A 24,798-nucleotide genomic window follows, 5' to 3' on the forward strand; every position below is an offset into this window, starting at 1 on the left:
TTCCCGTTCGGTATAGCGGTCAGCAGGTGAGGCTTAGCCGGCTGCGCGACAGGCTAAGCACTTTTTCGCATTTAGCCATCTAAGCGTCTTGATTGCCAAATACTAGCATCGTGTTATATTGACGGCAATATAAGCGCCTGGAGTATTCACCTGCTATGAGCACTTCCGCATTGATTCCCGACAGTAAACTGCCTGCCCTGGGCACCACCATCTTCACCCAGATGAGCGCGCTGGCGCAGCAGCATCAGGCGATCAACCTGTCGCAGGGCTTCCCTGATTTTGACGGGCCGGACTACCTGAAAGCACGCCTGGCCTGGCACGTCGCCCAGGGCGCCAACCAATATGCGCCAATGACCGGCGTGGCGGCGCTGCGCGAAGCCATCGCCGACAAAACCGCCGAGCTGTATGGCTGGCAGCCGGATGCCGGCAGCGAAGTGACCGTCACCGCCGGTGCCACCGAAGCGCTGTTCGCCGCCATCACCGCGCTGGTGCGCCCCGGCGATGAGGTGGTCTGTTTCGATCCGAGCTACGACAGCTACGCGCCGGCGGTGACGCTGGCCGGCGGCGTACTCAAACGCCTCGCCCTGCAGCCGCCCGCATTTGCCGTGGATTGGCAACGGTTCGCCGCCGCGCTGTCGCCGCGCACCCGTCTGGTGATCGTCAATACGCCGCACAACCCGTCCGCCACCGCCTGGCAGGCGGAAGACATGCAGCAGCTGTGGCACGCCATCGCCGAGCGCGAGATCTACGTGCTCAGCGACGAAGTCTACGAACACATCTGCTTCGCCAAAGGCGGGCACGCCAGCGTGTTGGCCCACCCACAATTGCGCCAACGGGCGATCGCGGTGTCCTCCTTCGGTAAAACCTTCCACATGACCGGCTGGAAAGTGGGTTACTGCGTGGCGCCCGCCGCGCTGAGCGCCGAGGTGCGCAAGGTGCATCAATACCTGACCTTCTCGGTCAACACCCCGGCGCAGCTGGCGCTGGCGGATAGCCTGCGCGCCGAGCCGGAGCACTGGCGACAGTTGCCGGCATTCTACCGCGCCAAGCGCGACCGCTTCGTGCAAGCGCTGGCGAGCAGCCGACTGGAAATTTTACCCTGCGCCGGTACATACTTCTTGCTGGCGGACTACAGCGCCATCTCCGATCTGGACGATGTGGCGTTCTGCCATTGGTTAACCGAGCACGTGGGCGTGGCGGCCATTCCGCTGTCGGTCTTCTGTGCCGATCCTTTCCCCCATAAATTGATCCGGCTGTGCTTCGCTAAACAGGACGCCACGCTGGATGCAGCTGCGGAGCGGTTATGTCGACTTTAAAAATTACCCTGTTGCAGCAACCTCTGGTCTGGCGCGACGGCCTCGCTAACCTGGCCGCCTTCGACGCGTTGCTGGCGCCGATCGTCGGGCGCGATCTCATCGTCTTGCCGGAAATGTTCACCACCGGTTTTGCCATGGATGCCGGCGAGAGCGCCCTGCCCGAACAGCAGGTGATCGACTGGCTGCACGGCTGGGCGGTGAAAAGCCACGCGTTGATCGGCGGCAGCGTGGCGCTGAAAACCGCCGAAGGCGCGGTCAATCGCTTCCTGCTGGTGGAGCCGGGCGGCCAGGTGCATGCCTATGATAAACGCCATCTGTTCCGCATGGCCGGCGAACACCTGCACTATCAGGCCGGCAACCGGCGCGAAATCGTCGAGTGGCGCGGCTGGCGCATTCTGCCGCAGATCTGCTACGACCTGCGTTTCCCGGTCTGGGCGCGCTATCAGCAGGATTACGATCTGGCGCTGTACGTCGCCAACTGGCCGGCGCCGCGCAGCCGCCATTGGCAAACGCTGCTGGCGGCGCGGGCGATTGAAAATCAGGTGTATGTGGCGGGCTGCAACCGGGTGGGCGATGATCCGAACGGCCTGAACTACAGCGGAGACAGCCTGATCATCAGCCCGCAGGGCGAGATCCTGGCGGATGCCGAGCCCGGCGCAGCCGCGCGGCTGGACGCCGAGCTGTCGCTGGAAACCCTGCAGAGTTACCGCAGCGCCTTCCCGGCCTGGCGCGATGCCGACAGCTTTCTGCGTCTTGACTGATTAAACGCGATCCCAGCCGGCGATCGTCAGGCAATAGGCCTGGATCGCCAGCGCTACGTCAGCCTGCCGCACCGCTTCAGCCGGATGATGGCTGACGCCGCCGGCGCAACGCACGAACAGCATGCCGACCGGCCATTGCGCCGCCACGGCGATGGCGTCATGACCAGCGCCGCTCGGCAGCGCCAGACTCTGCCCCTGTACCTGCTCGACGGCCGCCTGCCAGCGGCGCTGCAGATCGCTATCGCAGGCGGTGGCGTCAATGCGGTAAAACTCCTCGCTGGCGAAGCGCGCTCCGCGGCGTGCGCAGATCGTCTGCGCCTGCGCCAGCAACGTCGCCAACAGCGCCGCCAGCGGCGCATCCTGCGGGCCGCGCACGTCGAGCGTCAATCGCACTTCGCCCGGGATCACGTTGGCCGCGCCCGGCAGGCTCTCGATGCAGCCGACGGTGGCCACCAGATGCGGATCGGCGGCGAGGGTCAACGTTTCAACCGCCGTTATCCATTCCGCCGCGGCCGCCAGCGCGTCTTTGCGCTGCCCCATCGGCACCGTACCGGCATGGCCCGCCTCCCCGCTAAAGACGCAGTTAAGCCGACGCGCGCCGTTGATCGCCGTCACCACCCCCAGCGCCAGGTCGGCCGCCTCCAGACATGGGCCCTGTTCGATATGCAATTCCAGATAAGCGCGGATTTCCTGCGGCGCGCGGCGCGCCTGCGCGATCGCCGTCGGCTCCAGCCCAAAGTCGCGCATGGCCTGCGCGATGCTCACCCCGTCCGCATCAGTCTGCGCCAGCCATTCCTGAGGCCATTGGCCGGTCAAGCCGCGGCTGCCCAGCAACGTCACGCCGAAGCGAGCGCCTTCTTCGTCGGCAAAGCCGATCACCTCCAGCGCCAGCGGCAAACGGCGCCCCTGGCGGTGGTATTGCGCCACCGTTTCCAGCGCCGTGAGCACGCCGAGCATGCCGTCATAGCGCCCGGCGTTGCGCACCGTGTCCAGATGCGAACCGAGCAGCAGCGCGGGGGCGCCGGGCGTTAGCCCTTCATAACGGCCACAGATATTGCCGACGCTGTCTTGCCACACCCGCATGCCGCTCTCGCGCATCCATTCGCCCACCAGAACGTTGGCGCGCCGATGTTCCGCAGACAGATAAAGACGCGTCAGTTTACCGGGCTCCGCGCTGATCGCCGCCAGCTCGTCACAGCGCGCCATCACCCGCGCGGCGGCCTGCTGCGCCTCCTGCGGCGTCATTCTGGCCGTCCTGCATCGTACAGGTTCCAGGCCGCCTGGAGGGCCTCCCCCTGTTGCGTGGCGAAGCCCAACCGGTTCAACACCGCCTCCAGCGCCGCCAGCGTTTGCAGCACGCAATCTTTGCGCGCGTTGTAGCCCATGGTGCCGATGCGCCAGATCTTGCCCTGCAGCGGGCCGAACGAGGTGCCGATTTCGATAGCGAAATCGTTCAGCATCATCTGCCGCACCTGCTCGCCGTGCACCTGCGGCGGGATCATCACGCCGAGCACGTTATTCATGCGGTGCTCGAGATCGCCGAACACCGCCAGCCCCATGCCTTGGATGCCCGCCAGCATCGCCGCGCCGTGCAGCCGGTGGCGGGCAATGGCCTGATCCAGCCCTTCCTCGAGGATCACCCGCGCGCATTCTCGTGCCGCGAACAACATGCTGGTGGCTTCGGTATGGTGATTCAGGCGTTCCGGCCCCCAATAATCCATGATCATGCCGAGGTCGAAATAGTTGGAGTAGATCATCTCGTCGTCGCCGTCGGCATGTTCGGCGGTGCGGATCCCCTCCTCCACGCATTTGCGACGGCGCACGATCTCTTCAAACTGCGGGCTGAGGGTGACCGGCGAACTGCCGGAAGGGCCGCCCAGGCACTTCTGCAGCCCGGCGGAGACCGCATCCAGCCCCCAGGCGTCGGTCTCCAGCGGGTTCCCGCCAAAGGACGCCGTCGCATCGGTATAGAACAGCACGCCGTGGCGGCGGCAGATATCGCCCAGCTCATGCAGCGGCTGCAGCATGGTGGTGGACGTATCGCCCTGCACCGTCAGCAGCAGGCGCGGGCGCACCCGCTTAATCGCGTCTTCGATGCGATCGGCGCTGAACACCTCGCCCCACGGCGCGTCTATCGTGTGTACCTCGGCGCGACAACGGCGGGCAATTTCGCACAGCAGATGTCCGAAGCGGCCGAATACCGGCACCAGCACCTTATCGCCCGGACGAATGGCAGAAACCAGCAGCGCCTCGATGCCGGCGCGCGAGGTGCCGTCCACCAGCATCGTCCAGCGGTTTTCGGTGCGGAACAGCGCGCGATACAGCGCCATGACCTGATTCATGTAACCGGTCATTGCCGGATCGTACTGGCCGATCAGTTGGCTCGACATGGCGCGCAGCACGCGCGGATCGGCGTTGATCGGCCCCGGCCCCATCAGCAGGCGCGCCGGCGGGTTAATCTGTTCGAACTGCGGAGTAGTTAGCATGTTATTTCCTTACCAGCTTAATAACTTGTCATTTTATTTGCCGAAATCAGGCTTCTGACAACCCGCGCACAGAAGCGATAAACTGTTTCAATTCCTGCGTTTGCGGATTGGCGAACAGCGTGCGGCTATTTCCCTGCTCCCACACCTTGCCCTGGTGCATAAATACCACCCGGTCGCCCACCTCGCGGGCGAAGCTCATTTCATGAGTGACCAGAATCAGCGTCATGCCCTCTCGCGCCAACTGTTCCAGCACCTTCAGGACTTCACCCACCAGCTCGGGATCCAGCGCCGAGGTGATCTCATCGCACAGCAACACCTTCGGTTTCATCGCCAGCGCCCGGGCGATCGCCACCCGCTGCTGTTGCCCGCCGGAAAGGTTGGCCGGCGCGTAATGCATGCGCTCACCCAACCCCACCTTGTTCAGCATCTGTTCGGCCAACTCGCGGCACTCGGCAGCACTTTTTTTCAGCACCCGGCGCGGCGCCAGCATCACGTTTTCCAGCGCCGTCATATGCGGGAACAGGTTGAAGTTCTGAAACACCATGCCAATCGAGCGGCTGATTTCACGCGCCTGCGAATCGCGATCGGTGATGGTCATGCCGCCCAGTTTGATGCTCCCTTCCTGATACCCCTCCAGCCCGTTGATGCAGCGCAATAGCGTGCTTTTACCAGACCCGCTGCGGCCGATGATCGAGACCACCTGCCCCATGTCGATATCCAGATCCACGCCCTTCAACACATGATTCTGACCGTAATATTTTTGAACCTGATTAATGGTGATGATCGGCATGGCATTTCTTCTCCAGATAATGGCTGTAACGCGACAAGGGATAGCACATCAGGAAATAGCCCAATGCGACCAGACCAAACACCTTGAAGGGCTGATAAGTCACATTGTTCAGCATGGTGCCGGCCTTGGTCAGCTCGACGAAGCCAATGATCGACGCCAAGGCGGTGCCCTTGATCACCTGAACCGAGAAACCGACGGTCGGCGCAATGGCGATACGCACCGCCTGCGGCGTGATGACGCGCATCAGCGTCTGCGTGAAACTCAGCCCGAGACAACGGGCTGCCTCCCACTGACCTTTCGGCAAGGCGGCGATGCTGCCGGACCAGATATCCACCAGAAAAGCACTGGTGAATAGCGTCAGCGCCAGCGCGGCCGCGGTCCATGGGCTGACGTCGACGCCGAACAGCGCCAGACCGAAAAACGCCAAAAACAGCTGCATCAGCAGCGGCGTGCCCTGAAACAGTTCAGCGTAAACGCGGACAAAACGCATTGCCCAGCGGCGCTTGCTCAGGCGCATCAACACCAGCGGCAGCGCCACCAGCGTGCCGCCGAAGAACGCCGTCAACGACAGCAGCAGCGTCCAGCGAGCCGCCAACAGCAGATTGCGCACGATGTCCCAATCGGTAAACGTCAGCATCAGTTCCGGCTCCCTAAAAAACGCCGCCCGGCGGCCAGCAACAGTTGACGCATCAACAGCGACAACAACAGATAAAGCAGCGCCGTCACCAGATAGACTTCAAAGCTGAGGAAGGTGCGCGACTGGATCAGGTTGGCGGCGAAGGTCAGCTCTTCGAACGAGACCTGCGACACCACCGAAGATCCCAGCATCACGATGATGCACTGGCTCACCAACGCCGGATAAATACGCTGCAGCGACGGCGGCAGTACGATGCGTAAAAAGGTCTGGCTGCGGCTGAGGCCCAACACGCGTCCCGCTTCCCACTGCCCCTTCGGCGTGACCTGAATGCCGGCGCGAATAATTTCGGTGCTGTAGGCGCCAAGGTTGATCACCATCGCCAGCAGCGCCGCCTGCCCGGCCGTCAGTTTCCAGCCCAGGCTCGGCAGGCCGAACACGATGAAGAACAACTGCACGACGAACGGCGTGTTGCGCACCACTTCGACGTAAACGCCCCAAAGGCGGCTCAGCGCGCCGGCCCGGCCGCTGCGGATCGCCGCGCCGCAAATGCCCAGCGCAACCCCCATCAACGTCGCCAGCGCCGTCAGCGCCATCGTCGTCAGTAACCCCGCTAACAGCTCAGGCATGTAGGGCCAGAGCGCGGAGAAATTCAGCTGATAGGTCATCCGCCGCTCCCGTTATGCGCCAAAACCATCGGGCAGCGGCGCCTTCAACCATTTCTCCGATAGGCCATTCAGCGTCTTGTCCGCCAGCGCCTGTCCAATCAGCGCATCCACCGCCGCTTTCAAGGCCGGTTCTCCCTGGCGCAACCCCACGAAGCACGGCGAATCTTTCAACATGAACTTGGCGGCCGGCGCCTTGCCCGGATTCTGGCGCGCCAGGGCGCTCACCACCATGTTACCGGTGGCGATGTACTGCACCTGCCCGGAGAGATAGGCCGACAGCGTCGTGTTGTTATCCTCATAACGCTTGATCTGCGCCCCTTTAGGCGCGCCGTCGCTCAGCACCATATCCTCCACCGCACCGCGCGTGACGCCGACGGTCTTGCCATCGAGCTGCGCCATGTCCGCCAACGCGCCGTCTTTAGGACCAAAGACCCCCAGGAAGAACGGCGCATAGGCGCGGCTGAAGGCGATGGTCTTTTCACGCTCCGGATTTTTGCCCAGGCTGGAGATCACCAGATCCACTTTATTGGTCTGCAGATAAGGCACCCGGTTGGCGCTGGTGACCGGCACCAACTGCAACTTAAGTTTCATCTTATCGGCCAGATAACGCGCCATATCGATGTCATAACCCTGGGGCTGCAGATCGGTGCCCACCGAGCCGAATGGCGGGAAATCCTGCGGCACCGCCACGCGCAGGACGCCGCGCTGCCGGATCTCTTGCAATTGATCCGCCATGGTCGGCGCGGCCTGCGCCAGCAAGGCGATCCCAGTGAAAACCGTCCACAGCGTTTTTTTGATGTTCATAGCGTATCCCCGATGGTGAAAAGATGAAACAAAAGATTCTTACACCACAGACTCTGCAACTAATGTGCCAATCGAAAATATTTCGAACCCATGCCTTAACTGGCGCTAATTAACGAGAAAAAACCTGCCGACCTCAGCGGGCCGGCGACGGAGAAAGGGAAAGCAGGCAGGCCAGAGATGCACCGAAAATGTGCATCAGCACCAAAAAAGCGCCGGTTAGCGCGGTTCCAGTTCGTCCAAATCCTGATACAGACCGGCAATATGATGAATACGCGATCGCCCCTGCTCCAACATCTCATGCAGCAGGGCGTTACTGAGCAGGTTACATAAGCTCATGGCGGCTGAATAGCTGTCGAAGGCGGAGACGCTGTCCAGCGAAGCGGCCAAATGCCAGTCCGCCAGCGGGATCAGCGACTGCGCCTGCGGTTCGCAGATCAACAGCGTCGGCACCCGGCGAGTTTGCAGCTGTGTCAGTATCGCCTTGAGCTGACGCGGCCGGCGCCGAAACGCCACCACCACCGCCATATCCTGCGGCGCGAGCTCGACCAGCTCCTCCGCCAGCGTCTGGCCGGGCTGCGGCATCAGCAGCACCCGCTCCCGCACCTGCATCAGCTGCTGACGCAGATGCATGGCTATCGGATAGCTGTTGCGAAACCCCAGCAGCGCGACCCGCCGCGCCCGCGCCAGCGCAGCGATCACCGCACCGAATTGCTCCACATCGAGATGGCTCACCCAGTGCGAGAGGTTAGCCATTTCCTGCTTGTAATGCCGCGCCAGCAGCGTATTACCCTGCACCGCATGCCTCTCGTCGGTCACCGGCATGCCGCTCTGGCGCAGGGTGCGCAGCTCAGCGCGCATGTCCTTGTAGCTGCGATACCCCAACCGCTTGAACAGCCTGCTGACCGTGGCTTTAGAAACCCCGCTCAAGCGCGCCAGCTCGGCGCTGTTGTAACTGATCAGGTCATCGAAATGATCGAGGATAAAGTCGGCGACGCGCTGTTCCTGCGGCGCCAATTGTGGATATTCGTTGCGCAGGCGTTCATCGAAGGGCTGCATCATCACTCTCGCTGTAACTTTTGTTTCACCGGAACATAGCACGCCCCGGCCCCTCTCTGACAAGCAATTAATCGTCCTGATTAAAAGTGGAACGCCTCTTGCTTCTGTTACCCGAACGCTCACCTCAGACAAGGGCACAAACATGATTAACAGCAATACCGCGCCACAGGGCATGGCGGTCACGCCACACCATCTCGCCAGCGAAAGCGCGCTGGCGGTGCTGCGCGAAGGCGGCAACGCCATTGAGGCGATGGTGGCCGCCGCCGCGACCATCGCCGTGGTCTATCCGCACATGAACGGCATCGGCGGTGACGGTTTCTGGCTGATCGTGCCGCCGCAGGGCGAGCCGCTGACCATCGACGCCAGCGGCGCCGCCGGCTCGCTGGCGACGCCGGCGCTGTACGCCGGAGAAAGCCGCATCCCGCAGCGCGGCCCAAAAGCGGCGTTGACCGTGGCCGGCACCGTCGGCGGCTGGCAGGAGGCGTTGGCCTATTCGGCCGAACTGGGCGAAACGCCGCTGCCGCTGTCGCGGTTGCTCGCCGACGCCATACGCTACGCCGCCGACGGCATTCCGGTCACCGCCTCCCAAGAGGCGGCGACGCGCAGCAAACGCCACGAGCTGGAGGAGTTCGCCCCCTTCGCCCGCATTTACCTGCCGCAGGGAAAGATCCCGCTTGCCGGCCAACGATTCTGCCAACCGCAGCTGGCCGATACGCTGATCGCACTGAGTGAGGACGGGCTCGACAGTTTTTATCGCGGGCCGCTGGCTGAGAGCATGGCGGCGGACATGGCGATGTTGGGCATGCCGCTCACCGCTCATGATCTGGCGAGTTATCGGCCATGCCGCCGTCCTCCGCTGCGCCTGGAACACCAAAAAGGTGAAATATTCAATCTGGCTCCCCCGACCCAAGGGCTGGTGTCGCTTGCCATCCTCGGGCTGACCGACCGTCTGCCGCTGGTCGGACAGAGCGAAGGCGCCGTGGTGCACGCCGTGGTCGAGGCCACCAAGCTGGCGTTCGATCTGCGCGACCGTTTCATCACCGATCCGCGCCACATGACGCAGGATCCGCAGGCGCTGCTGGCGGCCGACCATTTGGATAGGCTGGCCGGGCGCATCGACGGCCAAAAAGCGGCCGACTGGGGCCAGGGCAAAGGACCCGGCGATACGGTCTGGATGGGGGTGATGGACAGCAGCGGGCTGGCGGTCTCCTTCATTCAGAGCATCTACCACGAATTCGGCAGCGGCATGGTACTGCCGAACAGCGGCGTCCTGTGGCAAAACCGCGGCGCCTCTTTCAGCCTGGACGCCGATCATCTGCTGGCGCTGGCGCCGGGCAAGCAGCCGTTCCATACGCTGAACCCGGCCGCCGCCCGGCTGTATGACGGACGCACGCTGATCTACGGCTCGATGGGCGGTGACGGCCAGCCGCAGACTCAAGCGGCGTTGTTCGTGCGGCACGTGGTGCAAGGGCTGCCGCTGCAACAGGCGATCAGCGCGCCGCGCTGGCTGCTGGGGCGAACCTGGGGCGAAAGTTCGGACTCGTTGAAGCTTGAGGGGCGCTTTAACGCGGCGACCCTCGACTATCTGCGACAGCGCGGCCACGCCGTTGAACTGCTGCCGGCGTTCAGCGAAACGGTCGGCCATGCCGGCGCCGTCGTACGCCACACCAACGGCATGTTCGAAGGCGCTTTCGATCCGCGAAGCAACGGCAGCGCCGCCGGCTTCTGACTCTCTTATTTATCGGGATCGCTTATGAACAATCAACACGCCGCCGATTGGGCGGCCTATATCCACCAGATGGAAACCGTGCTGGCCGTGGAACTGGACGATGTCCGCCGCCGGGAACTGTTGAAACAGATCGAACGCATCGCCGCGCTGGCCGAACCGCTGATGGCCTTCCCGCTGGATCCGCGCCAGGAAATCGCGGGGGTATATCGCCCATGAATCCCTTAAGCGCCCTGTCGCTCGCCGAGATCCGTACGGCCCTTGAACGCGGCGCGCTCTCGGCGCGCGAGATCGTCCGGCATACGCTCGATCACATCGACCGTCAGAATCCCGCGCTGAACGCCTTTACGCACATCACCCGGGAACGCATGCAAAAAGAAGCCGATCGCCTTGACCGTTCGCGCGCGCTTGGGCAAACGCTGCCCGCTTTGGCCGGCATTCCCTATGCGGTAAAAAATCTGTTCGACGTCGCCGGTGAAAACACGCTGGCCGGCGCCCGCCTGTTCAGCGATCGGCCACCGGCCGGCCGCGACGCCTGGGGCGTCTCCCGGCTGGCGGATCAAGGCGCGTTGCTTTGCGGCATGTTGAACATGGACGCCTACGCCTACGGTTTCACCACCGAGAACAGCCATTACGGCGCTACCCGAAACCCACATGACCTCGGGCGCATCGCCGGCGGCTCTTCGGGCGGCTCGGCCGCAGCGGTGGCAGCCGGCCTGGTGACCTTTTCGCTCGGCAGCGACACCAATGGCTCAATACGCGTGCCCGCCTCGCTGTGCGGCATTTATGGTCTGAAACCGACCTTCGGCCGTCTTTCGCGCAGCGGCAGCCAGCCGTTTGTCGACAGCCTGGATCACATCGGCCCGTTCGCCCGCCGGGTGCACGATCTCGCGACGGTGTATGACGCGATGCAGGGCATCGACGCCGAGGATCCGTTCCAGAGCGATCGGCCGATTTCCCGCACCGAAGCGTTGCTGGCACAGGGCAGCCAGAACCTGCGCTGCGCCGTGTTAGGCGGCTATTTCCTGCAATGGTGCAATGATGACGCCAAAGCCGCAGTCAACCAGGTGGCGCAAGCGCTGGCAGCCAGCGCCGAAGTCGAGCTGCCGCAGGCCGAGCTGGCCCGATCGGCGGCCTTTATCCTCAGCGCCTCAGAGGGCGGCCATCGCTATCTGCCGCAGTTGCGCAGCCAACCCGAACGCTTCGAGCCACTGTCGCGAGAACGACTGCTGGCCGGCGCCATGCTCCCCGCCACCTGGTATTTGCAGGCACAGCGCTTTCGTCACGCGTTTCGCCGGCAAGCCGCGCCGCTGTTCAAGCACTGGGACATTTTGATCGCCCCGGCGACGCCGTGCAGCGCCACGCCGATCGGCCAGGAAACGATGCGCATCAACGGCGTCGATCTGCCGATCCGCGCCAGTATGGGCATGCTGACGCAGCCGATTTCCTTCCTTGGCCTGCCGGTCGTGACGGTTCCTTTGAAAAGCGCATCCGGTCTGCCGATCGGCCTGCAACTGATCGCCCCGCCGTGGCGCGAAGATTTGGCGCTGCGCGCCGCCTATGCGCTGGAATGCGCCGGCATCGCCACTTGCGTCTGCAAACAGGAGTAATCAATGAACAGTGAACATATCGATCGGCCGGCGGTGCTGGCGGAGGTCAACGCCGCCTTTTACCGCTATGAGCAGGCGTTAATCAGCAATGACATCGATGTGCTGGACGAGTTGTTCTGGCACGACGCGCGCACGGTGCGCTATGGCGCCACCGAAAGCCTCTACGGTATCGACGAAATCCGCGATTTTCGTCAACGGCGCCCGGCCAACGGACTGGAGCGGCTGTTGGAAAACACCCAAATCACGACTTTTGGTGAAGATATGGCGGTGGCCAGCACGGAATTTCATCGGCCGGGCAGCAACCGCAGGGGGCGGCAAATGCAAACCTGGGTCAAGCTGCCCTGTGGCTGGCGCATCGTAGCGGCGCACGTCAGCCTGCTCGACGCGCCTTAGGCCTCCAGGCGGTAGAGCCCATGATGAAGGCGCACGGCGGCGGCCGACTCAGCACCAATAGGCCATGAAGTTAACGGTGGAGCGATCCAGATCGCGTTCGCCAATCAGGTAACGCCGCAGCGTTTTCACCGCGGAAGACTCGGCCGCTACCCAGACATAGAAAGCGTTGCTGCCGGCCGCCCGCTCCCACAACACCTCATCGCTCAGGCTGCTTTCCGCCAGGGACTGCGCTTGCGCACAGGCCGATGCGGGGATATCCACCCGCTGGCGCACCGCTTCCACCAGCAGCGTGCCGTGCGCCAGCTGGCGGCCGACGTCGCGCGGCAGCCAATAAACGTCGGCGAACGGGAAATGCGCCAAATCCAGGCAATCCGCCGCCACCGGCACCTCGAAAAACGCCTGCACCCGCGGCGGATTGGCCTGCTGCGCCAGCTGTTCCAGAATCGCCATCGCCGCCGGCACCGCCGTCTCATCGGCGATCAGCAACGCCTGTTGCAACTGCGCCGGCGGCGCCCATTCGTAACCGCCGCTGTCGCCGTCGAAGTCACCGTTGGGGGCGACCGTTTGAATCGTGTCTCCGGGTTCGGCATGGGTCGCCCAGGCTGAAGCCGGGCCGTTCACGCCATGCAGCACGAACTCGACGTCCATCTGATTCTGCTCGCGGCGCAGCGCACGCAGCGTATAGGTGCGCATTACCGGACGCTGTTCTTTGGGGAGCGCCATGTAATCGCCGTACCAGTCCGGGCCGTTGGCCAACGGCGTGATCTTGCCGTCCGCCGCCGGGAACAGCAGTTTGATGCGCTGGTCAGGCGCTTCCAGCTTCATGCGATGAACATCCGCACCTTCAAACACGCAGCGCAGCAGCGAGGGCGAAATCAGCGTTTTGCTTTTCAGGGTGATATCAAAAATTCTGTAGCTGGCGGACATGTTCTCGACTCTCCGGCAACGGCTGTCGCTTTTACGTATGACCGATCGGCTGCCGTGTTGGCGGCGTGGCCGCGCGATCGCGCAGCGGATAAATGTTAATAAAACTAATTAATTACGTTAATGCATAGCAAAAAATCATATCATGATTTTATTGATAACAAGAAACGTTATTGATAAAAGAAGCATTCTCAAAAAACAACGTAACGACAATATCACCTGGGAAATAACGATGAAACGCAAACCTCTTTGGGTATTAAACCCATGTCTGCTGGCGTTGCTTGCGCCGGCGGCCTGGGCAGAAGATCAGAAAAACGGCAGCGAAGAGCAGGTGGTCGTCTCCGCCAGCCGTTCGCACCGCAGCGCGGCGGAAATGGCGCAGACGACATGGGTGATCGAAAGTCAGGAGATCGAACAGCAGGTCCAGGGCGGCAAAGAGATCAAGGACATGTTGGCTCAGCTGATCCCCGGCATGGACGTCAGCGGCCAGGGCCGCACCAACTATGGCATGAATATGCGCGGCCGTTCGATGATGGTGATGATCGACGGCGTACGCCTGAACTCGTCGCGCAGCGACAGCCGCCAGTTGGATTCGATCGACCCGTTCAATATCGACCATATTGAGGTGATTTCCGGCGCGACCGCGCTGTACGGCGGCGGCAGCACCGGCGGCCTGATCAATATCGTGACCAAGAAAGGACAGAAAGAGCAGCAGGTCGAATTGCAGGTCGGCGGCAAAACCGGCTTCGGCGGCCATAACGATCACGACGAGAACGTGGCGGCGGCGGTCAGCGGCGGCAACGACAACGCCTCGGGGCGGCTGTCCGTTTCTTACCAGCGTTACGGCGGCTGGTACGACGGCAAAGGCAACGAGGTGCTGATCGACAATACTCAAACCGGCCTGCAGTATTCCAATCGCCTCGATGTGATGGGCACCGGCACCCTCAACATCGACGATCATCAACAGCTGCAGCTGACCACCCAATACTACAAAAGCCAGTCCGACGGCGATCACGGCCTGTTTCTGGGGGAAAACTTCGCGGCGGTGACCGGCAACGCCAAGGCGTACAACAGCGGTAACTTAAACTCCGATCGCATCCCCGGCACCGAGCGCCACCTGATCAACCTGCAATATTCCAACACCGATTTCCTCGGCCAGGATCTGGTGGCGCAGGTCTACTACCGCGACGAAACGTTGACCTTCTACCCCTTCCCAACGCTGGCGGGCAAAGCGCCGAACTATTACGTCAGCAGCATTGGCGCTTCGCAGCAAAAAACCGATTTTTACGGCGGCAAACTGACGTTAAACAGCAAACCTGTCGACGCGCTGACGCTGACTTACGGCATCGACGCCGAGCATGAAAGCTTCAACGCCAACCAGCAGTTCTTCAACCTGGCGAAGGCCCAACAGTCCGGCGGCATGACGCTGGAGAACGCTTACGGCACCGGCCGCTACCCGAGCTATACCACCAGCAACCTGGCGTCGTTCCTGCAGGCCAGTTACGACATCAATCCCATCTTCACCCTGAGCGGCGGCGTGCGTTACCAGTACACCGAAAACAAGATCGACGACTTCGTCGGCTATAACCAGCAGCAGGCGATCGCCACCGGCGCCGCCGCCTCCGCCGACGCCATCCCGGGAGGGAAAACCGACTACAACAATGCGCTGTTCAACGCCGGTCTGTTGGCGCACTTGACCGAGCGTCAGCAAACCTGGTTCAACTTCTCTCAGGGCTTCGAGATCCCGGATCCGGGCAAATATTACGGCAACGGCACCTACGCGTTGAACGGCGGCCATTACCAGTTGCTGAAGAGCGTCAACGTCGGCGATTCCAAGCTGGAAGGCATCAAGGTCAACGCCTACGAGCTGGGCTGGCGCTATACCGGCGATAACCTGCGCACGCAAATCGCCGCCTACTACTCGTTGTCCGACAAGAGCATCGCCATCAACAAAACCGACATGACCATTAACGTCAATGCGGACAAGCGGCGCATCTATGGGCTGGAAGGTGCGGTGGACTACTTCTTCGAAGACAGCGACTGGAGCGCCGGCACCAACTTCAACTTCATCCGTTCTGAAACCAAGGTCAACGGCGAATGGAAGAAGCTGGTGGTCGATACCGCCAGCCCATCGAAAGTCACCGCTTACGTCGGCTGGGCGCCGGGCGACTGGAATCTGCGCTTGCAGTCGCAGCAAACCTTCGACGTGTCGGACGACGGCGATTATACCAAGGCCAACTCCACCCAAGGCCGCAAAATAGATGGCTACAACACCCTCGATTTCCTGGGCAGCTATGCCCTGCCGGTGGGGAAAGTCAGCTTCAGCGTGGAAAACCTGTTGGACAAGGAGTACACCACCGTTTGGGGCCAACGCGCGCCGATCCTGTACAGCCCGACCTACGGCTCGCCTGAGCTGTACAGCTATAAAGGCCGCGGACGCACCTTCGGCTTGAATTACTCGGTGTTGTTCTGAGGATAAGGGGCCGGTCTGCCGGCCCCGTTCTCTGGGCCGCAGCGTTTTGCCGAGAACGGAAACGACGAAGCCCTGAGTTATCGCTAACTCAGGGCTTCTGAATAGTGGCGGAACGGACGGGGCTCGAACCCGCGACCCCCTGCGTGACAGGCAGGTATTCTAACCAACTGAACTACCGCTCCGCGCCATTCCCTCTTGCGGGGGAACGAGGCGCATATTACGGACGCCTCTCGGTTCCGTCAACGCCTTTTTCTCCGCAAATGAACCGTTTGCACAGTTTTTCAACGAAGGGTCGCCCGGTGCGTTTTTTTCGTGCAAAAACGCCGTTATTCCGCCGGCGCCCCGCGCCACAGGCAGCTGCCGCCCTTCTTCGCCACCAGATCCAGACGCGCCTCGTGCGCCTTTATTTCTTCGTCGCTGGCGTAGACCACTTTCATCGCCGTAGCCGGGCGGACGATACGCTGTATTTCTTGCGCGGCATCGTTTTGCTGGGTGTCGCCTTCCATTTGGAACGCTATCGACGTCTGACCGCCGGTCATCGCCAGATAGACTTCCGCCAGGATCTCGGCATCGAGCAATGCGCCGTGCAGCGTACGCTTGCTGTTGTCTATCTCATAGCGGCTGCACAAGGCATCGAGGTTGTTGCGCTTGCCCGGGAACAGGCGGCGCGCCATCATCAGGCTGTCGGTGATGGTGCAGAAGGTCTCGGTCTTCGGGATCCCCTGCTGCAGCATGCGGAATTCGTGATCCATAAAGCCGATATCGAACGCCGCGTTATGGATCACCAGCTCGCCGCCGCGGATAAAGTCGAGGAATTCGTCGGCAACCTGATCGAAGGTCGGTTTGTCGGCCAGGAAGTCGTCGCTGATGCCGTGTACGCCGTACGCTTCCGGATCCACCAGCCGATCCGGCTTGATGTATACGTGGAAATTGCGCCCGGTCAGGCGGCGGTTAATCACTTCCACCGCACCGATTTCGATAATGCGGTGCCCTTCGTAGTGCACCCCAAGCTTGTTCATACCGGTGGTTTCGGTATCGAGGACAATCTGTCTGGTGGTTGTAGAGATCATATTGCAGTGCTCACAGCGCTCGTTTATGTCAGACTTGGCTTTTATAAAACTGATAGGAAGAGTCTACCAGAGATGCTCAAACAGGTAGAAATTTTCACCGACGGCTCCTGCCTTGGCAACCCTGGCCCCGGTGGTTACGGCGCGATACTGCGCTATAAGCAGACGGAAAAAACCTTCAGCGAAGGATTTCGTCTGACCACCAATAACCGCATGGAAATGATGGCGGCGATCGTGGCGCTGGAAGCGCTGACGGTGCCTTGCGCCGTGACGCTCAGCACCGACAGCCAGTACGTGCGCCAGGGCATTACCAGCTGGATCCATAACTGGAAGAAACGCGGTTGGAAAACCGCCGACAAAAAACCGGTCAAGAATGTCGATCTGTGGCAGCGGCTGGATCAGGCCATTCAGCGCCACACCGTTAAATGGGAGTGGGTCAAGGGCCACGCCGGCCACCCGGAGAACGAACGCTGCGACGAGCTGGCGCGCGAGGCGGCGGGTAAACCGACGCAAGATGACGTCGGCTACCAACCGGAAGCCTAAGGCAGCTTGCGATAACTCTTGGTCGCGCCCACCGCGCGGCTGAGAGACGGCTTTCTCGCCCCCAGTTTCATCGGCGTGGGCGTCAGCGGCAAGGTGCGCTTGCGCGCCACAATCACGCTCATGCAGCCCAGCGCCGGCAAATGGGTGCATAAAAACTTGCCGCCCTTGCGGTGCCACGGCAGCACGTGAAAACGCGCCTGGTGCAACACCTCGTAATTCAGCAGGCTGAGCCAATCCAACAACCGCATCTGGGTAAACATGCGGCTGACATAGGGCTGACGATGACGCAATCCGGGCACCAGCTTGCCCAATCCCAGCAGGCTGAACGGATTGAAGCTGCTGACAACCAGCCAGCCATCGTCGATCAACACCCTATCCACCTCACGCAGCATGCGATGCGGATCGTCCGCGTAGGACAGCGTATGCGCCAACAGGCAGGCATCCACCGATTTGGCGGCGAACGGCAGTTGATAGGCGTCGGCGATCACCTGCAGCCCTTCCCCCTCCAGCCCTACGTTGACCTGGTGGGAGATTGCGCATTTATCCGTGGCCAACTCGGCGCTGAGCATGCCCATCTTCAGCAGATGGAAACCGAACAGCTTGGGCCACCAGGGTTGCAACTGCCGCTCGAGCGCTTCACGATAGTACTCCCCCCACGGCAGCTCAGCCCAGGACTGCGGGCCGGTGAGCTTTTGTAGAGTATGGGCTGGTTTCATGATTTATTATCTTCTTTCAAGCCGTTGCCAACGAGAGGTACACCATGAATCTTATCAGCATTCCCGCCTTCCAGGACAATTACATTTGGTTATTGGATGACCGGCAGGGGCGCTGCATTATCGTCGATCCGGGTGAAGCGCGGCCGGTGCTCGAGGCGCTGCAGCGCCTGCAGCTGGCGCCGTCGGCGATCCTGCTGACCCACCACCACCACGATCACGTCGGTGGCGTGGCGCAGATTGTCTCACAATACCCGGGCCTGGCGGTCTACGGGCCGCAGGAAACCGCTGGCAAAGGCGCCAACCACGTCGTCCACGACGGCGACACCTTTGATATCGATGGCCGCCAATACAGGACTATCGCCGTTCCCGGCCATACGCTGGGCCATGTGGCATTCTATAGTGCCCCTTATCTGTTCTGCGGCGACACCATTTTCTCCGCCGGCTGCGGCAGGCTGTTTGAAGGCACCGCAAAACAAATGTACGACTCATTTCAACAACTCGCGCAACTTCCCGATAACACCTTAATTTGCTGCGCGCATGAATATACTCTTTCAAATCTTAAGTTTGCGCGGGCTATTTTGCCGGAAGATCGAGAGATTGAAACATATCAACAACATGTTGAAGCGTTAAGGGCAAAAGGCCAAGCTAGCGTGCCGACCACGTTGCAATTAGAGCGCAAAATTAACCTGTTTTTACGTTGCCATGACACTGATTTACAAAAGAAATTAGGCTTTAATTCACCACCGGAAAGCCTTCATTCAGTTTTTTCTGAATTACGCCTGCGGAAAGATAACTTCTAAGCTTTTAGTTGTGTTATTTGGCGAAGCAAAGTATTATTGCTCGTCTTTTAAGCAACTACATTGACACACACATGAAGGCTAAAGCGATATTTCTCGCCTCGGTCTTGCTAGTGGGTTGCCAGTCGTCCAGGCAGGACGCACCGGCGCCAGAACAGCATGCACAGAGTTTGTCTTCGGCTGGTCAAGATGGTGAAGCAGGAGAGTACACAGGAAATGGCCGAGCGAGCTCGGCGCGGTGGTTGGATAACAACAGTCCCGCCGCGCAACAGGACCTGTGGAACTTCATTAGCGACGAGCTGAAGATGGAGGTTCCGGAAAATTCCCGGATCCGTGATCAGAAAAGAAAGTACTTAAAAAGTAAGAGCTATCTCCACGATGTAACATTACGGGCAGAGCCGTACATGTACTGGATAGTCGGGCAGATTAAGAAACGTAATATGCCGATGGAACTGGTACTGCTACCCATAGTGGAGAGCGCTTTTGACCCACACGCCACGTCAAGTGCCAACGCCGCAGGGCTATGGCAAATCGTGCCGCAAACGGGTCGCAATTATGGTTTGAAAAACAATCAGTGGTATGACGGTCGACGCGATGTCGTCGCCTCGACAACCGCTGCGCTTAACATGATGCAGCGCTTGAACCGCATGTTTAACGGCGACTGGTTACTGACCGTAGCCGCCTATAACAGTGGTGAAGGCCGCGTGATGCAAGCGGTGAAGGCAAACAAACGCCAGGGTAAGCCAACCAATTTCTGGGCATTGTCGCTTCCGCGTGAAACGTCAATCTATGTCCCGAAAATGCTGGCGCTGAGCGACATCATCAAGAACAGCAAGAAGTACGGCGTGAAACTCCCGAAAACGGATGAAACCCGTGCGCTGGCTCGTATCGATGTCGGGCAGCAGATCCAGCTGACTCAGGCGGCTGAGATGGCTGGGCTTTCAGTCACCAAGATGAAAGCGTATAACCCAGGCTACAAAAAAGGCGTTACGGCACCCAACGGGCCCCATTACATCATGGTTCCCAAAGGGCATGCCGATCAGCTGAAAGACTCGCTGGCCGATGGCCAGATCGCCGTGACTCAGCCAACGACGCAGTTGGCGAAGAACAGCGGTTTGTCCGGTGGCAGTTCGTATAAAGTGCGCTCCGGCGACACCTTATCGGCCATAGCCAAGCGGCTGAACGTTAAGACCAGCGATTTGCAGAGTTGGAACAACTTACGCGCCAAGAGCGCCTTAAAAGTTGGGCAAACCCTGCAAGTGGCCAGCAATACTGGCAGTAACAGCAGTATCACCTACCAGGTTCGTAAAGGTGATTCGCTCGCCAGTATCGCACGTCGTCACGGCGTCGATATTAACGACGTGATGCGTTGGAATTCAACGCTCGCCAAAGGCAACCTGCAGCCAGGTCTGAAGCTGACCCTGTTTGTCGGCAACAAGATGACGCCGGATACTTAAATGTTCGGCACAAAAAAAGCACCCTTCGGGGTGCTTTTTTATTAGCTGCGATTCACCATACCGGCGAGTCTTTCTCCGGATGAAACTCCACCAACAGCGGGTTGTGATCCGACGCGCTGGTCACCAGCACCGACGCCTCCACCACTCCCAGATTGCGGTAAAATACGAAATCCAGTGGACGACCGAAGGCCTTGCGGCGATGGTCGTCGGTGAAACTCACCTCGCGCAGCGCCATCTCTCCGGCAAAGTCATACAGCGCATTGATGCGCTTGCGGCTCCAGGCGTTGAAATCCCCTGCCATAATCACCGGCCCCCGGTGACTGGCGATCTGTTCGCCTATCGGCCCCAACTGCTTGCTGTAGACGTCGACGCCTAGGCTAAAGTTCACCGCATGGATGTTCACCACCATCAACAGCTCGCCGTTGTACAGCGGATAAACGGTGATCAGAGCCGACTTGGAAAGCCGCAGCAGCGGCTCCCGCTCACGCAGCGGGCAACAGTAAACAGGATGAGCGGCAGCCAGCGTCATCACGCCGGAAGGGTGCTGCGGCAGCACAAAGGCCGGCACCTGATCGGCCGCCAGATAGTTGGCGGTAGCGTAGCTCACCAACTCTGGCGTGGTTTGCGCCTCTTGCAACAATACCAGCTGCGCGTCTTTGCCATGGTTCTTCAGCACCGAAAGCCAGTCGGCTCGCTGCTGTTTGAAAATATTCCATACCATGACGCGCAGGGCGCCGGTCGTCGGCAGCGCCGCCCCTGGCGGCAACGGCTGGTTAACGGCACCAGGAAAGATTCGCTCAACTGGCTGACCTGCAACATACCTCATTGCATAAGTTCGTTTCGGCACGCGATTCGCCTATTACCCATTAACATGAAAACTGGCGATGAACACTCGCCAACGATGAATTGATTATACGCCTACCCTGCATAGAGGGCATGGCTTTTGCGGGCATCACCTTTTCAGTTATAGGGGCCGCCTGCAGCGATTTCAATCTTCTGACGGTATAGCTGTGTAAAGGTGAGGGGTAATAGGTGAAAAATGCGAAAAGGCCCGCAAAATGCGGGCCAGGCAGCAAGAGTTTTACGTATTAAGCCGTTTGCAGCTGAGACTTTTTATCCAGGCGACCGCTGAAGCTAACCAGTAACAATGCAACCACCACGATCAACGCGCCAATCCAGGGGGTCTGCGCCAGCCCCAGTGAGGCAACGGTCTGGCCGCCAATCACCGAGCCGAGCGCAATGCCGATGTTGAACGCCGCGATGTTGAGACCGGACGCCACATCCACCGCATTTGGCGTGTATTGCGCGGCTTTCTGCACCACATACACCTGCAGCCCCGGCACGTTGCCGAAAGCGAACACGCCCATCACAATCACCGTCAGCAACGCGGCAATACTGTGGCTGGCGGTAAACTGGAACACCAGCAACAAAATGGCCAGCGCGGCAAAGATAAAGCTCAGCGCACGCACGGCCCCATGACGATCGGCCAGCTTGCCTCCCCAGATGTTACCCACCGCCACCGCGACGCCATAAGCCAATAGTATCCAGCTCACGGTCGGAGCAGAGAAGCCGGCCAGTTCCTGCATCATCGGCGCAAGGAAGGTAAAGGTCGTGAAGACCCCGCCGTATCCCAATGCGGTAATCGCGTAAATCAGCAGCAGACGAGGATGAGTCAGCACTTTCAGCTGTTCCCGCACGCCGGCGCTGCCCTGGTTCTTGATATTGCTCGGTACCAGAATAACGCTGGCCAGCGTGGCGACAGCGCCAATCAGAGAAACGGCCAGGAAGGTCTCACGCCAGCCAAACTGCTGGCCGATGAACGTCCCCAGCGGTACGCCGGTCACCAACGCCACCGTCAGGCCACCAAACATGATGGCGATGGCGGAGGCCGCCTTCTCTTTCGCCACCAGGCTAGTGGCGATAGTGGAGCCGATAGAGAAGAACACGCCGTGCGCCAGGCCGGTCAACAACCGAGCCACTACCAGCGATTCATAGCTGGGTGACTGCCAGGCCAGCAGGTTGCCGAGAGTGAACAGCACCATCAGGCCAACCAGCAGCAGTTTGCGCGGTATGCGGCTGGTCAGGGCCGTCAGCACCGGCGCGCCAATGGCCACGCCGAGGGCATAGATAGTCACCAGCAATCCAGCGGACGGTACGGTCACCCTAAGCTGCTCCGCGATAGTCGGGATCAACCCGACAATCACGAACTCGGTCGTGCCGATAGCAAAAGCGCTGATGGTTAAGGCAAGTAATGCGAGTGGCATTTTTTACTCCAAAATAGCATTCAAGTTGATGACGGCTATTATCGGCCTATGCTTAAATGATAAAAATGCTCAAAATTTCAAATTAACTTTGCTATCGGAGCAAAAATGAAAGCAAACTCTGACGAGTTGATCACCTTTGTCACCGTCGTAGAAAGCGGCAGCTTCAGCCGGGCGGCCGAACGCCTGGAACAAGCGAACTCCGTAGTCAGCCGAACGGTGAAAAAACTGGAAAGCAAACTGGGCGTAACGTTGCTCAACCGCACCACGCGCCAAATCAGCCTGACTCAGGAAGGAGAGAATTACTTTCGCCAGGTGCAGAAGGTACTGAACGACATGGCCGCGGCGGAAAATGCGCTGATGGAAAGCCGCCAGCGCCCGCAAGGCCTGCTGCGCGTCGATGCGGCAACGCCGGTGGTGCTGCATATGCTGACGCCTTTAGTGGCCGAGTTCCGCGAACGTTATCCAGAAATGTCGTTATCGCTGGTGTCTTCGGAAAACTTTATCAATCTGATCGAGCGAAAAGTGGATATCGCGATCCGCGTAGGCGAGCTGACCGATTCTACGCTGAAAGCACGCAAACTGATGACCAGCTACCGACATGTGCTCGCCTCCCCCGCTTATCTGGCTCAGCACGGCACGCCGCTAACGGTAGAAGATCTTGCACATCACTGCTGTATCGGTTTCAACGACCTGCCCAGCTTGAACCGTTGGCCACTGGCTTGTTCAGATGGCAGCCAGTTGGAAATCACCCCCGGTTTGACCACCAATAGTGGAGAAACCCAGCGCCATCTCTGTCTGCATGGCAACGGTATCGCCTGCCTGTCCGACTTTATGAGCGACGAAGATATCAAACGTGGAGATTTGGTCCCGATTCTGGTGGAAGCGACACTGCCGGTCGCCATGCCGATCAACGCGGTTTACTACAGCGACAGCGCCGTCAGCAACCGTCTGCGCAGCTTTATTGATTTTGTGAGTGAATACCTGAAACGATAAAAAAGGCGCCCCGATGGACGCCTTATGCTGACTACTGCGAGGAATGATTAATCCCAGTTTGGCGCCAGGCCTTCCGGACTAACCAGACGGCCGTTGCACTCCAGTGCGGCGATCTGCGCCATATCTTCGTCGGTCAGCGTCAGTTGCTGTGCCAATAGGTTGCTCGCCAGGTTTTCACGCTTGGTCGAGGAAGGGATCACCGCATAACCCAGCTTCAATGCCCAAGCCAGGACCACCTGTGCTGGGGTCGCATTGTGACGAGCAGCGATGCTTTTGATCGTTTCATCCTGCAGCGCTTTGCCGTAGGCCAACGTCATGTAAGAGGTGATGGCGATGCCGTGCTGCTGTGCAAATTCGACCACCTTGCGGTTCTGCAAGAACGGTGACAGCTCGATTTGGTTGGTGGCGATTTCATCGGCGCCAATCGCGTCAATCGCTTGCTGCATCAAATCGATGGTGAAGTTAGATACGCCAATTTGACGGGTCAGCCCCAGCTTTTTCGCTTCCAGCAGCTCAGCCATAAATTCGGCAACCGGCACTTCGTCGTGGGGTGACGGCCAGTGGATCAACGTCAGATCAACGTAGGACGTTTGCAGTTTTTTCAGGCTTTCTTGCAGGCTTGGGATCAGCGCGCCTTTCGCCAGGTTCGCGATCCAAATCTTGGTGGTGATGAACAGATCTTCACGTTTCACGCCGCTGGCAGCGATAGCCTGGCCAACAGCCGCTTCGTTTTCATAGATCTGTGCGGTATCGATAGTACGGTAGCCCAGCTCAAGTGCGGTGCTGACAGAATCGATAACAACCTGATCCTGAAGGCGGAAAGTACCTAAACCAAATGCAGGGATGCTCATAATGTTTTCTCTCATTAACGGGTAAATGTGGTATGAGGAAGATTATGGCAACTTTTTTATTGATCAAAAACGCCTGGTTCGGCATAAGACTTTTGATCTAAAGGCAACAATATCGGGAGATAAGGCGGTAAAGAAGGACAATTCCGGCCTGAAAAGCGCAAAATATAGATATGAAAAAGCCCTGAGTCAGAGACTCAGGGCTTATCAATTAAGTGGCGGAACGGACGGGGCTCGAACCCGCGACCCCCTGCGTGACAGGCAGGTATTCTAACCAACTGAACTACCGCTCCACCGATTCTTTTACGTTGTATCTTTCGATACCGGCAATATCGCGCTTTGCGACTTGCGCATTACCAGTCGTCACACTGATAACGTTTATTTGATGCCTGGCAGTGTCCTACTCTCGCATGGGGAGACCCCACACTACCATCGGCGCTACGGCGTTTCACTTCTGAGTTCGGCATGGGGT

At 59.9% G+C, this 24,798-nt stretch carries 24 protein-coding genes, 2 tRNA genes and 1 rRNA gene; 11 read left to right on the forward strand and 16 right to left on the reverse strand.

The annotated features are described in order from the left end of the window. The first annotated feature begins 155 nt into the window (after positions 1–155). Complete coding sequence (locus HWW83_RS16670; RefSeq protein WP_033641958.1) at positions 156–1,316, forward strand: pyridoxal phosphate-dependent aminotransferase; 1,161 nt, start codon at positions 156–158, stop codon at positions 1,314–1,316. Beyond that, entirely contained in the window at positions 1,304–2,077 is a 774-nt protein-coding gene (locus tag HWW83_RS16675; protein WP_033641957.1) for an amidohydrolase, read from the forward strand. The genes HWW83_RS16670 and HWW83_RS16675 overlap by 13 nt, the downstream gene beginning before the upstream one ends. Here the strand turns inward: HWW83_RS16675 and hpxK are convergent, their stop codons facing one another. The 7 genes from hpxK to HWW83_RS16710 all read right to left on the reverse strand — a co-directional run bounded on the left by hpxK (position 2,078) and on the right by HWW83_RS16710 (position 8,515). Continuing rightward, positions 2,078–3,322 (reverse strand): allantoate amidohydrolase, encoded by a 1,245-nt coding sequence (hpxK, locus tag HWW83_RS16680; RefSeq protein ID WP_089196612.1) that lies wholly within the window; start codon positions 3,320–3,322, stop codon positions 2,078–2,080. It abuts the gene before it with no gap. Further along, complete coding sequence (locus HWW83_RS16685; protein ID WP_033641955.1) at positions 3,319–4,563, reverse strand: pyridoxal-phosphate-dependent aminotransferase family protein; 1,245 nt, start codon at positions 4,561–4,563, stop codon at positions 3,319–3,321. The genes hpxK and HWW83_RS16685 overlap by 4 nt, the downstream gene beginning before the upstream one ends. Before the next feature lie 46 nt (positions 4,564–4,609). Further along, the gene (locus HWW83_RS16690) at positions 4,610–5,353 is read right to left on the reverse strand and encodes an amino acid ABC transporter ATP-binding protein (protein WP_033641954.1); all 744 of its coding nucleotides are present in this window, start codon (positions 5,351–5,353) and stop codon (positions 4,610–4,612) included. Continuing rightward, entirely contained in the window at positions 5,334–5,990 is a 657-nt protein-coding gene (locus HWW83_RS16695; protein ID WP_033641953.1) for an amino acid ABC transporter permease, read from the reverse strand. The genes HWW83_RS16690 and HWW83_RS16695 overlap by 20 nt, the downstream gene beginning before the upstream one ends. Next, positions 5,990–6,655 (reverse strand): amino acid ABC transporter permease, encoded by a 666-nt coding sequence (locus HWW83_RS16700; RefSeq protein WP_033634112.1) that lies wholly within the window; start codon positions 6,653–6,655, stop codon positions 5,990–5,992. The genes HWW83_RS16695 and HWW83_RS16700 overlap by 1 nt, the downstream gene beginning before the upstream one ends. A 12-nt stretch (positions 6,656–6,667) precedes the next feature. Then, entirely contained in the window at positions 6,668–7,459 is a 792-nt protein-coding gene (locus HWW83_RS16705; protein ID WP_033641952.1) for a transporter substrate-binding domain-containing protein, read from the reverse strand. Between the two features lie 216 nt (positions 7,460–7,675). Next, the gene (locus HWW83_RS16710) at positions 7,676–8,515 is read right to left on the reverse strand and encodes a MurR/RpiR family transcriptional regulator (protein WP_033651179.1); all 840 of its coding nucleotides are present in this window, start codon (positions 8,513–8,515) and stop codon (positions 7,676–7,678) included. Between the two features lie 142 nt (positions 8,516–8,657). On the opposite strand from HWW83_RS16710, the gene HWW83_RS16715 reads away from it, so the two are divergent. The 4 genes from HWW83_RS16715 to hpxZ are packed head-to-tail and all read left to right on the forward strand — an operon-like array spanning position 8,658 to position 12,244. Next, positions 8,658–10,244 (forward strand): gamma-glutamyltransferase family protein, encoded by a 1,587-nt coding sequence (locus tag HWW83_RS16715; protein WP_149542533.1) that lies wholly within the window; start codon positions 8,658–8,660, stop codon positions 10,242–10,244. Positions 10,245–10,268: 24 nt separating this feature from the next. Then, positions 10,269–10,460, forward strand: a complete 192-nt coding sequence (gene hpxX, locus HWW83_RS16720; protein WP_033651000.1) for an oxalurate catabolism protein HpxX — start codon at positions 10,269–10,271, stop codon at positions 10,458–10,460. Further along, positions 10,457–11,851, forward strand: a complete 1,395-nt coding sequence (locus tag HWW83_RS16725) for an AtzE family amidohydrolase (RefSeq protein WP_033650999.1) — start codon at positions 10,457–10,459, stop codon at positions 11,849–11,851. Before hpxX ends, HWW83_RS16725 begins: the two co-directional genes overlap by 4 nt. 3 nt (positions 11,852–11,854) lie before the next feature. Then, positions 11,855–12,244: an oxalurate catabolism protein HpxZ gene (gene hpxZ / locus HWW83_RS16730; RefSeq protein WP_033641948.1), complete on the forward strand. Its 390-nt coding sequence runs from the start codon at positions 11,855–11,857 to the stop codon at positions 12,242–12,244. Positions 12,245–12,292: 48 nt separating this feature from the next. Here the strand turns inward: hpxZ and HWW83_RS16735 are convergent, their stop codons facing one another. Next, complete coding sequence (locus HWW83_RS16735) at positions 12,293–13,171, reverse strand: siderophore-interacting protein (protein WP_060659927.1); 879 nt, start codon at positions 13,169–13,171, stop codon at positions 12,293–12,295. A 229-nt stretch (positions 13,172–13,400) separates the two neighbouring features. On the opposite strand from HWW83_RS16735, the gene HWW83_RS16740 reads away from it, so the two are divergent. Beyond that, on the forward strand, positions 13,401–15,641 hold the full coding sequence (locus HWW83_RS16740) for a TonB-dependent siderophore receptor (protein WP_042785643.1): 2,241 nt from the start codon (positions 13,401–13,403) through the stop codon (positions 15,639–15,641). Between the two features lie 105 nt (positions 15,642–15,746). Here the strand turns inward: HWW83_RS16740 and HWW83_RS16745 are convergent. Further along, positions 15,747–15,823 (reverse strand) — tRNA-Asp (locus HWW83_RS16745). A gap of 144 nt (positions 15,824–15,967) precedes the next feature. Next, a complete protein-coding gene (dnaQ, locus tag HWW83_RS16750; protein WP_033641945.1) occupies positions 15,968–16,711 on the reverse strand; it encodes a DNA polymerase III subunit epsilon in 744 nt (247 codons plus the stop codon). 72 nt (positions 16,712–16,783) lie between these two features. Here dnaQ and rnhA point away from each other — a divergent pair, with 72 nt between their 5' ends. Then, positions 16,784–17,251, forward strand: a complete 468-nt coding sequence (rnhA, locus tag HWW83_RS16755) for a ribonuclease HI (protein ID WP_033641944.1) — start codon at positions 16,784–16,786, stop codon at positions 17,249–17,251. Here rnhA and HWW83_RS16760 read toward each other — a convergent pair. Continuing rightward, positions 17,248–17,967, reverse strand: a complete 720-nt coding sequence (locus HWW83_RS16760) for a class I SAM-dependent methyltransferase (RefSeq protein ID WP_033641943.1) — start codon at positions 17,965–17,967, stop codon at positions 17,248–17,250. The two genes, rnhA and HWW83_RS16760, sit on opposite strands and share 4 nt — an antisense overlap. Positions 17,968–18,011: 44 nt before the next feature. On the opposite strand from HWW83_RS16760, the gene gloB reads away from it, so the two are divergent. Then, complete coding sequence (gene gloB, locus HWW83_RS16765) at positions 18,012–18,767, forward strand: hydroxyacylglutathione hydrolase (protein WP_046688269.1); 756 nt, start codon at positions 18,012–18,014, stop codon at positions 18,765–18,767. 71 nt (positions 18,768–18,838) lie between these two features. Then, entirely contained in the window at positions 18,839–20,221 is a 1,383-nt protein-coding gene (gene mltD, locus HWW83_RS16770) for a murein transglycosylase D (protein ID WP_033650995.1), read from the forward strand. 52 nt (positions 20,222–20,273) lie between these two features. Here mltD and HWW83_RS16775 read toward each other — a convergent pair whose 3' ends face one another. Continuing rightward, the gene (locus HWW83_RS16775; protein WP_025160092.1) at positions 20,274–21,068 is read right to left on the reverse strand and encodes an endonuclease/exonuclease/phosphatase family protein; all 795 of its coding nucleotides are present in this window, start codon (positions 21,066–21,068) and stop codon (positions 20,274–20,276) included. 241 nt (positions 21,069–21,309) lie between these two features. Next, entirely contained in the window at positions 21,310–22,485 is a 1,176-nt protein-coding gene (locus HWW83_RS16780; protein WP_176589439.1) for an MFS transporter, read from the reverse strand. A 105-nt stretch (positions 22,486–22,590) separates the two neighbouring features. On the opposite strand from HWW83_RS16780, the gene yafC reads away from it, so the two are divergent. Next, positions 22,591–23,478: a DNA-binding transcriptional regulator YafC gene (gene yafC / locus HWW83_RS16785; RefSeq protein ID WP_004930183.1), complete on the forward strand. Its 888-nt coding sequence runs from the start codon at positions 22,591–22,593 to the stop codon at positions 23,476–23,478. 47 nt (positions 23,479–23,525) lie between these two features. Here the strand turns inward: yafC and dkgB are convergent, their stop codons facing one another. The 3 genes from dkgB to rrf all read right to left on the reverse strand — a co-directional run. After that, complete coding sequence (dkgB, locus tag HWW83_RS16790; RefSeq protein WP_033650993.1) at positions 23,526–24,329, reverse strand: 2,5-didehydrogluconate reductase DkgB; 804 nt, start codon at positions 24,327–24,329, stop codon at positions 23,526–23,528. 213 nt (positions 24,330–24,542) lie between these two features. Then, positions 24,543–24,619, reverse strand: a tRNA-Asp gene (locus HWW83_RS16795). A 94-nt stretch (positions 24,620–24,713) separates the two neighbouring features. Continuing rightward, positions 24,714–24,798, reverse strand: a 5S ribosomal RNA gene (gene rrf / locus HWW83_RS25860); the annotation flags it as partial.

It is taken from the genome of Serratia ureilytica (genome assembly GCF_013375155.1).
Lineage (GTDB): Bacteria > Pseudomonadota > Gammaproteobacteria > Enterobacterales > Enterobacteriaceae > Serratia > Serratia ureilytica.